The following is a 2,470-nucleotide window of genomic DNA, read 5'->3' on the forward strand; positions in this document are numbered from 1 at the left end:
TTAAAAAAAGAAATTACGGAATGGTTTCCTAAACTAGAAAAACTACCTATAAACATTTCTTTGCTGGCTGCATATTCTAATATGAATGTAAACTACGGAATTGCAAATCGAGATTTATCTAACTCTCAAAATTCAGGTTTAAAAGTAGAGAACGGTATAACAGACTTTAAATTAAACGCTTTCACATTTCAAGCTGCTGCTTCTTGGCATTGGCAAACTATAAATCTATTTGGTAGTTTTGGTTATAATATTGGCAATGCTACCCAAGAAACTTTTGGCACTTTTAATGGTAAATACCAAGGCAACTCTGGTATTTTAACTAGAAGCATCAATACAACTAACACCATTGATTACAATTCTAATAGTTTATCTGCAACCCTTGGAGCAAGAATAAACTTGAGGTATTTTAAAATTTTTAGTTCCTACAATCTACAAGAAGTTAGTAATTTTAATTTAGGAGTAGCTATTAGTATTAAATAACATCATTTTTCAACAAAAAAAAACAACTTGTTTAGATTCTGATTTTAGGAGATTTTTAGCTAAAAAATTAGTTAAAAATCGTACTTTAGCACAAATTTATTAAACAAAAAAAAATAAAAAAATATGAAAGTTACAGTTGTTGGTGCTGGTGCAGTAGGTGCTAGTTGTGCAGAGTACATTGCCATTAAGAATTTTGCATCTGAAGTTGTGTTATTAGACATTAAAGAGGGCTATGCAGAAGGAAAAGCTATGGATTTAATGCAAACTGCTTCTTTAAATGGTTTTGATACAAAAATTACGGGAAGTACAAACGATTATTCTAAAACTGCAAATTCTAATATTTGCGTAATTACTTCTGGTATTCCTAGAAAACCAGGGATGACACGCGAAGAGTTAATTGGTATTAATGCAGGAATTGTAAAAACTGTTTCTTCTAACTTAATAGAACATTCTCCGAATACAATAATTATTGTAGTTTCTAATCCTATGGATACGATGACTTATTTAGTTCATAAAACCACAGGTTTACCAAAAAATAGAATTATTGGTATGGGTGGTGCATTAGATTCTGCTCGTTTTAAATACAGATTAGCAGAAGCTTTAGAAGCGCCTATTTCTGATGTTGATGGAATGGTAATTGGTGGTCATTCAGATAAAGGAATGGTACCTTTAACAAGATTAGCTACAAGAAACTCTGTACCTGTTACTGAATTTATTTCTGATGAAAGATTAAACCAAGTAAAAGAAGACACCAAAGTGGGTGGAGCTACTTTAACAGGTTTATTAGGTACTTCTGCTTGGTATGCTCCTGGTGCTGCTGTATCTGGTTTAGTGCAAGCAATTGCTTGCGACCAAAAGAAGATTTATCCTTGTTCTACTTTATTAGAAGGTGAATATGGTTTAAATGATTTATGTATTGGTGTACCTGTTGTATTAGGTGAAAACGGAATTGAAAAAATTGTAGAAATTAATTTAAATGATGCTGAAAAAGCACATTTACAAGAATCTGCTGCTGGAGTTTCTAAAACTAACGGATTGTTAGAATTATAGAAATCTTTAAATTATAGATATTTAAAAATCCAGCTTTTCAGCTGGATTTTTTATTTTATATATTTTCTATTTAATTAAGATTTTCCACTTAAAGAATCAAAATAACTACTTAAGACAAACCAGAAATTACACCATCTTTATCAATATTCATATTTTCTGATGCTGGTGTAGATGGCAACCCGGGCATTCGCATCATTTTACCTAAAATAGGAATTACAAACTGCGCACCTGCTGCAATTTCAATTTCACGAACTGTAATTGAAAAACCAGTGGGTCTTCCAATTAATTGAGCATCGTCAGAAAAAGATTTTTGTGTTTTTGCCATACAAACTGCAAAGTGGTTAAAACCTAATCTATCGATTCTTCTTAAATTTAAAAGTGCTTTATTATCATAATTTACATGATCTGCTCCATAAATTTCTTTTGCAATTTTTTCAATTTTATCTTTTATGGGCATTTTCCAATCATACAAAGGTTTGTATTGCGTTGCTTTGTTTTCAACAACATTTACAATCGCTTTTGCTAAATCTTTAGTGCCTTCTCCTCCTTTTTCCCAACCTTGAGAAAGTACTGCATGCACACCTAAATTGGCACATTTTTCGATAACAAATTCAACTTCTTCTTTGGTGTCTGAAACAAAAGAATTAATAGCAACAACTGGCTCAATATTAAATTTTCTTATATTTTCTATATGTTTTACTAAATTTTCAAATCCTGATTTTACTTTTTCTATATCTGGTGTATTATAATTTTCTTTTGATGCACCTCCATGGTGTCTTAGTGCTCTAATGGTTGCTACTAAAACCACACATTTAGGATTCAATTTTGCAAACTGAGATTTTATATTTAAAAACTTTTCTGCGCCTAAATCTGCACCAAAACCTGCTTCTGTAACAACATAATTCGATAGAGAAAGTCCCATTTTTGTAGCTATTATGGT

The 2,470-nt window shown here is 31.1% G+C and carries 3 protein-coding genes; 2 read left to right on the forward strand and 1 reads right to left on the reverse strand.

Translation table 11 applies throughout. The annotated features are described in order from the left end of the window. Positions 1-480, forward strand: a 480-nt coding sequence (locus tag ACTG3S_RS01560; protein ID WP_439127620.1) for a DUF6588 family protein, incomplete at its 5' end; no start/stop codon positions are given. Positions 481-603: 123 nt separating this feature from the next. After that, on the forward strand, positions 604-1,530 hold the full coding sequence (mdh, locus tag ACTG3S_RS01565; RefSeq protein WP_439127621.1) for a malate dehydrogenase: 927 nt from the start codon (positions 604-606) through the stop codon (positions 1,528-1,530). A 109-nt stretch (positions 1,531-1,639) separates the two neighbouring features. Here the strand turns inward: mdh and ACTG3S_RS01570 are convergent. Then, a partial coding sequence (locus ACTG3S_RS01570) for a formate--tetrahydrofolate ligase (protein WP_439127622.1) occupies positions 1,640-2,470 on the reverse strand: 831 nt, incomplete at its 5' end.

The organism is Polaribacter sp. (genome assembly GCF_965656025.1).
Taxonomy (GTDB): Bacteria; Bacteroidota; Bacteroidia; order Flavobacteriales; family Flavobacteriaceae; genus Polaribacter.